Raw genomic sequence first — 6,289 nt, 5'->3', positions numbered from 1 at the left:
TTTTGGCACGCTGTTGAGTTCTCAAGGAACGGACGCTTCCTTTGTACTCACCCTCTCGGGCTTTCCTCCGGGCTTTTCCCTTCGGTCTTGCGTTTCCGACTCTATCAGACCGTTTCCGGTCCCGATTCCCTGTCGGAAGGGATTGTCAAGAGCTTTGGGCTTTCGCCTGTCGGCCTTTCGACATTCACTACGTTAGCCGATTCCCTCGCCAGCTCATAATCGAGTTCCGCAAGTTCGAATTCAGGCATGCGGGCATGCTGAATGCGCCCCTGCTGAGAGGGAGTCGTAGGTAGTGGGTTGGCCGCTTCCGGCTGCAGGCGAATGCCGTACCCGGGTCAAGCGGCTCGGGCTACGTTACGCACCCTGCCTAGGCGCGTCAACTTGACCGACGCCTCGGCGTATGGGCCCGATAAGGGCTCACCGTAGGGTCGTTGGTGATCCAGAAGCGCCAGGGGTGGACCGCACCCTCTCCCGAGACTCCGGTGCGCGGACCGTTGCTCACCTGATGGGAGGGCACGGGTGTACCGGCCAGCATCCTCAGGGGTGTCTCACCCGTCGTGCACGCGTCCGTGCCGTCCAGGGAGCGGTCGACGTCCAGGGCGGTGGCCAGGCGGGCGGGGCCTTTGGCCAGTTCTTTGTCATTTCGGGCCGAGAGTCGACGTTTGCGGGCCAGCTCGGCGCCCTCGACGATCTCGCCGGCGCGGAGCAGGACCGCCCTCGCCGTGCCCTCGGGACCGCACACCAGGTTCATGCAGTGCCACATGCCGTAGGTGAAGTAGACGTACACGTACCCCGGTGGGCCGAACATCACGCCGTTGCGCGGGGTCGGGCCGCGATAGGCGTGGGAGGCGGGGTCGTTTCCGCCGTCGTAGGCCTCGACCTCTGTGATGCGCAGGACTATCGGACCGTCGGGGGTCGTACGGACGAGGATGCGGCCCAGGAGGTCGGGGGCGACCTCCAGGACGGGGCGGTCGAAGAACTCTCTGGGGAGTGGCTTACGGTCCGGGGGCGCGATCATGGCGTCCGAGCGTAGTCCAGACGCGCTTGTGCCAAGGGGTGGTCAAGGTTCGGTCCGCTTGCCAGGGTGTGGCGCGGAACCGGTCGCGGTCGGATCGCGTTTGTAGGGATCAAGGGTCCATTCGTAAAGGGAGAGTCATGGCGTTCAAGAAGCTGCTCGCGAGCCTGGGGGCCGGCGGGGCTTCGGTGGAGACGGTGCTGACCGAGGTCAACGTCGTTCCTGGTGGTGTCGTCCAGGGCGAGGTGCGGATCCAGGGCGGGTCCGTGAACCAGGAGATCCAGGGGCTCTCGGTCGGACTGCAGGCCAAGGTCGAGATCGAGAGCGGCGACCAGGAGTACAAGCAGGACATCGAGTTCACGAAGGTGCGGCTGGGCGGTGCCTTCGAACTGCAGGCGGGGACCGCGCACAACGTGCCGTTCGGTCTGGAGATCCCCTGGGAGACGCCGGTCACGATGATCGACGGTCAGGCGCTGCGCGGGATGCACATCGGGGTGAGCACCGAGCTGGCGATCGCGCGGGCCGTGGACTCCAGTGACCTGGATCCGGTCAACGTGCACCCGTTGCCTGCGCAGAAGGCGATTCTGGACGCCTTCATCCAGCTGGGCTTCCGTTTCAAGAACGCGGACATGGAGCGCGGTCACATCCGGGGGACGCGGCAGAAGCTGCCGTTCTACCAGGAGATCGAGTTCTTCCCGCCGTCGCAGTACCGCGGGCTGAACCAGGTCGAGCTGAGCTTCGTGGCCGACGAGAACGCGATGGACGTCATCCTGGAGATGGACAAGAAGCCTGGCCTGTTCAGTGAGGGCAGTGACACCTTCCGGTCCTTCCAGGTGGGCCAGTACGACTTCCACGGGACGGACTGGGCTGCGTACCTCAATCAGTGGCTGTCCGAGGTCGGCAGCAAGCGCAACTGGTTCTAGGCTCGGTGTCCACTGAAGAAACCGATCAGGAGGTACCGAGGTGACCGAGCTCAAGCGGCGGCCGCTCCCCCATGACTTCCACCCGCCCGTGCCGTCGTTCACGGTGACGAGTGAGGACGTCGAGCCGGGGGCCACGCTCAAGGACGCTCAGGTCTACGCGGCCGGCAACACCTCGCCGCAGCTGCGGTGGGAGGGCTTCCCGCCCGAGACCAAGAGTTTCGCCGTGACCTGCTACGACCCGGACGCCCCCACGGGAAGCGGGTTCTGGCACTGGACCGTGTTCGACATCCCGGTCTCGGTGACCGAGCTGCCGACCGGTGCGGGCAGCGGCAAGTTCGAGGGGCTGCCGGAGGGCGCCGTACAGGTGCGCAACGACTACGGGTCGAAGGACTTCGGGGGCGCCGCGCCGCCGCCCGGGGACGGGTCGCACCGTTATGTGTTCACGGTGTACGCCGTGGACACGGAGAAACTCGGTCCGGACTCGGACGTTTCTCCGGCGGTCGTCGGTTTCAACCTGCGGTTTCACGCGCTGGCACGTGCCCAGTTGATCGGTGAGTACGAAGCGCCCGCCGAAGACTGACGTTCATTGAACGTTTGCCCGCCCCTGGTCTTGGAATTGATCAGGGGCGGGCAGTTTTTATTGCGTTGTCCATCTCGGCGTGCCCGGCCAGAGTTGATCCAAGCCCGCCGTGCGGTGGGCCGGTTGCACATGGGAGGTGGGCTGGATGCGGGACACGCTGGTGCTGAACGCGAGCTTCGAGCCGCTGTCGACGGTGTCGTTGAATCGAGCCGTCGTTCTGGTGCTGCAGGACAAGGCTGTCGTCGAGCAGGCCCACCCCGAACTGCGTATGCGCGGAGCCGAGGTCGACATACCGGCGCCCCGGGTGATCCGGCTGTGCAGGTACGTCAGGGTGCCGTTCCGAAGACAAGCTCCGTGGTCGAGGCGCGGTGTGCTGGTCCGGGACCGGCACCGGTGCGCGTACTGCGGCAGGCGGGCGACGACGGTCGACCACGTGGTGCCGAGGGCGCAGGGTGGTCAGGACTCCTGGCTGAACACGGTGGCCTCGTGTGCGGAGGACAACCACCGCAAGGCGGCCCGGACTCCGGAGCAGGCGGGGATGCCGCTGCTGCGGCGGCCGTTCGAGCCGACGCCGGCGGACGCGATGCTGCTGGCGCTGGGGACCGAGGACTTCGATGCCTTGCCGCAGTGGCTGGTGCAGCCGGCCGCGTAGGGCATGTGAACAGAACTGGGGCCCACCTCTTGCGAGGTGGGCCCCAGTGTCGTAGAGAAGGTCTGTCAGTCGATGGTCGGCTTCTCTCGGCGTTCCGAATTGCCGCCCGAGTTGCCGGAGTTGCCTCCGTCGTTCCCCGAACCGCCGCCGAACGGGCCCACGTTGCCCATGGCACCGGAGAGGCCCTTGAGGGCGTCGCCGATCTCGCTGGGGACGATCCAGAGCTTGTTGGCGTCGCCTGCGGCGATCTTGGGCAGCATCTGGAGGTACTGGTAGCTGAGGAGCTTCTGGTCGGCGTCGCCCGCGTGGATCGCCTCGAAGACCGTACGGACGGCCTGGGCCTCGCCCTCGGCGCGGAGGGCCGCGGCCTTGGCCTCACCTTCGGCGCGCAGGATCTGGGACTGCTTCTCGCCCTCCGCGGTGAGGATCGCGGCCTGGCGCGTGCCCTCCGCGGTGAGGATCGCGGCGCGCTTGTCACGGTCGGCGCGCATCTGCTTCTCCATCGAGTCCTGGATGGAGGTGGGGGGCTCAATTGCCTTGAGTTCGACGCGGTTCACGCGGATGCCCCACTTGCCCGTCGCCTCGTCGAGGACGCCGCGCAGGGCCGCGTTGATCTCCTCGCGGGAGGTCAGGGTCCGCTCCAGGTCCATGCCGCCGATGATGTTGCGGAGCGTGGTGACCGTGAGCTGCTCGATCGCCTGGATGTAGCTGGCCACTTCGTAGGTCGCGGCCCGCGCGTCCGTCACCTGGTAGTAGATGACCGTGTCGATGTTGACGACCAGGTTGTCCTGGGTGATCACCGGCTGCGGCGGGAACGGTACGACCTGTTCACGCAGGTCGATGCGGTTGCGGATCGTGTCGATGAACGGGACGACGATGTTGAGTCCCGCGTTGAGTGTCCGTGTGTAGCGGCCGAACCGCTCCACGATCGCGGCACTTGCCTGCGGGATGACCTGGATCGTCTTGATCAAAGCGATGAAGACCAACACCACCAGGATGATCAAGACGATGATGACCGGTTCCATCGTGCTCCCCGTACCCTTCTCCGCCTCGGCGCTTTCGGAAGATCTTATGGTTGTTGAAGATCTTGCTGGTCGAGTCTGTCAGACCGTCATGCAACTCGCGTGCTGTTCGGTTCAGTTGAGTCCTGCGAGGTCAGATGACGATCGCGGTGGCTCCCTCGATCTCCACGACGTCCACCTCCTGGCCCGGTTCGTAGGCGCGGTCGGCGTCGAGTGAGCGTGCCGACCAGACCTCGCCGGCCAGCTTGATCCGGCCGCCGCCGGAGCCGTCGACGCGCTCCAGGACGACGGCCTGTTTGCCCTTCAAGGCATCGATGCCCGTGGCGAGTTGGGGCAGTGTCGAACGGTGCCGGGTCGCGATGGGTCGTACGACCGCGATGAGGGCGACCGAGACGACGACGAAGACGAGGACCTGGACGACGATGTCCCCGCCGATCCCGGCGGTCACCGCGGCGGCGACGGCGCCCACGCCGAACATGCCGAACTCCGGCATCGCGGTCACCACGAGCGGGATTCCGAGTGCTGCCGCGCCGACGAGCCACCACACCCATGCGCCGATGTCGTTCACATGGTCATGGTAGGGCTGCGGGTCGGGTCGCGGACAGGGCGCATATGCCCGTACGACCCGTATTTTTCAGGGGAGTTCGGTCAGGACATGGGGAGACCGTGTGCCGTCCAGCGGTCGCCGACCTGCTCGACGATCAGCGGGAGGCCGAAGCAGAGGGAGAGGTTGCGCGCGGTGAGTTCGAGCTCCAGCGGGCCCGCGGCGAGGACCTTGCCCTGACGGATCATCAGGACGTGGGTGAAGCCGGGGGCGATCTCCTCGACATGGTGGGTGACCATGATCATGGAGGGGGCGATCGGGTCGCGGGCGAGCCGGCCGAGCCGGCGTACGAGGTCCTCGCGTCCGCCGAGGTCGAGGCCGGCGGCGGGCTCGTCGAGGAGGAGGAGCTCGGGGTCGGTCATCAGGGCGCGGGCGATCAGAGTGCGCTTGCGTTCGCCCTCGGAGAGGGTGCCGAACTTGCGGTCCAGGTAGTCGCTCATGCCGAGGCGGTCGAGGAAGGCGCGGGCACGCTGCTCGTCGATGTCCTCGTAGTCCTCGTTCCACCCGGCGGTCATGCCGTAGGCGGCGGTCAGGACGGTCTGCAGGACGGTCTGGCGCTTGGGGAGCTTCTCGGCCATGGCGATACCGGCGACGCCGATGCGGGGGCGCAGTTCGAAGACGTCGACCTTGCCGAGGGTCTCGCCGAGGATGGTGGCGGTGCCGCTGCTGGGGAACAGGTAGCTGGACGCGACGTTCAGGAGGGTGGTCTTGCCGGCGCCGTTCGGGCCGAGGATGACCCAGCGCTCGCCCTCCTTGACCGACCAGGAGACCTGGTCCACCAGAGCCCGGCCCTCCCGGACCACGGTTACGTCCTCCAGCTCCAGAACATCGCTCATGAGCGCGCTGTCTCCCATTGCATCGTCGGCCTGTCTCGGCTGTCGCGTGCGCCGGTAGGCGCAGCCCTCGAAGAAATCTACGCCACCGGCCGGGCGGTCCATCCCATCGGTCCTGTCCTTAGGGTGGGGGGCATGCTTTCGGAACCACGTTCAGGACGCCTCGCCGCCTGGGGGAACGCCCTTTTGGCCGGGCTTGTCTCACCGGACGACGCCGTGCTCGCCATCGTCGGCGAGGACGCCGTGCACCGGGTGGAAGGGCTGCCGGGCGAGTCGGCGCCCGTCGGACTCACACTCGCACTGGGACGGCTGCGCACCCTCGGGGTGACCGGGCTGCGCGTCGCGCTGCCCACCTCGGGACACCCGCTGGGGCTGAGCGGCCCGCCCGACTTCAACGCGCGGGCCCTGGAGGCCGAGGAGGCGGTGATCTGCTACGGCGCCGCGCTCGGCCTCGTTCCCGAGGTGTACGAGGCCGGTCCCGCCGGTGACGTCCATGTCGAGGTCGTCTGGCACTGCCTGCCGATACGGGAGGCGCCGCCCGCCGATGTGCCCTCGCTCGGGGAGGCCGAGCGGGAGCTCGCGGAGGCGCTGCGGGATGCGACGGCGGTGTTGTCGCGGCTGGACGTGGCCGGGTCGGGGCCGGTCGCGGAGGCGGCGCTC

6 protein-coding genes and 2 pseudogenes are annotated in these 6,289 nt (G+C 67.3%); 4 read left to right on the top strand and 4 right to left on the bottom strand.

The genetic code is table 11. From position 1 onward, the window contains the following. Positions 1–376: 376 nt before the first annotated feature. Positions 377–1,018, bottom strand: a complete 642-nt coding sequence (locus R6V09_RS43115) for a DNA-3-methyladenine glycosylase (protein ID WP_317886940.1) — start codon at positions 1,016–1,018, stop codon at positions 377–379. A 137-nt stretch (positions 1,019–1,155) separates the two neighbouring features. On the opposite strand from R6V09_RS43115, the gene R6V09_RS43110 reads away from it, so the two are divergent. The 3 genes from R6V09_RS43110 (at position 1,156) to R6V09_RS43100 (ending at position 3,170) form a co-directional block, all read left to right on the top strand. Next, on the top strand, positions 1,156–1,938 hold the full coding sequence (locus R6V09_RS43110) for a sporulation protein (RefSeq protein ID WP_317886939.1): 783 nt from the start codon (positions 1,156–1,158) through the stop codon (positions 1,936–1,938). Between the two features lie 40 nt (positions 1,939–1,978). After that, positions 1,979–2,518 carry a YbhB/YbcL family Raf kinase inhibitor-like protein gene (locus R6V09_RS43105; protein WP_317886938.1) on the top strand — a complete coding sequence of 180 codons (540 nt, stop codon included), beginning with the start codon at positions 1,979–1,981 and terminating at the stop codon, positions 2,516–2,518. Between the two features lie 145 nt (positions 2,519–2,663). Continuing rightward, positions 2,664–3,170, top strand: coding sequence for an HNH endonuclease (locus R6V09_RS43100; RefSeq protein ID WP_019067385.1), 507 nt, complete (start codon positions 2,664–2,666; stop codon positions 3,168–3,170). A gap of 65 nt (positions 3,171–3,235) precedes the next feature. Here R6V09_RS43100 and R6V09_RS43095 read toward each other — a convergent pair whose 3' ends face one another. The 3 genes and pseudogenes from R6V09_RS43095 to R6V09_RS43085 all read right to left on the bottom strand — a co-directional run. Continuing rightward, on the bottom strand, positions 3,236–4,195 hold the full coding sequence (locus tag R6V09_RS43095) for an SPFH domain-containing protein (protein ID WP_317886937.1): 960 nt from the start codon (positions 4,193–4,195) through the stop codon (positions 3,236–3,238). A 130-nt stretch (positions 4,196–4,325) separates the two neighbouring features. Next, complete coding sequence (locus tag R6V09_RS43090; RefSeq protein WP_317886936.1) at positions 4,326–4,760, bottom strand: NfeD family protein; 435 nt, start codon at positions 4,758–4,760, stop codon at positions 4,326–4,328. A 347-nt stretch (positions 4,761–5,107) separates the two neighbouring features. Beyond that, positions 5,108–5,632, bottom strand: a pseudogene (locus tag R6V09_RS43085) (ABC transporter ATP-binding protein); the annotation flags it as partial. A gap of 132 nt (positions 5,633–5,764) precedes the next feature. Here R6V09_RS43085 and R6V09_RS43080 point away from each other — a divergent pair. After that, a pseudogene (locus R6V09_RS43080) lies at positions 5,765–6,289 on the top strand (hypothetical protein); the annotation flags it as partial.

Source organism: Streptomyces sp. W16 (assembly GCF_033194735.1).
GTDB lineage: Bacteria > Actinomycetota > Actinomycetes > Streptomycetales > Streptomycetaceae > Streptomyces.
The sequence above is the reverse complement of the archived record's forward strand: the minus strand, read 5'-3'. Positions and strand labels throughout refer to the sequence as shown.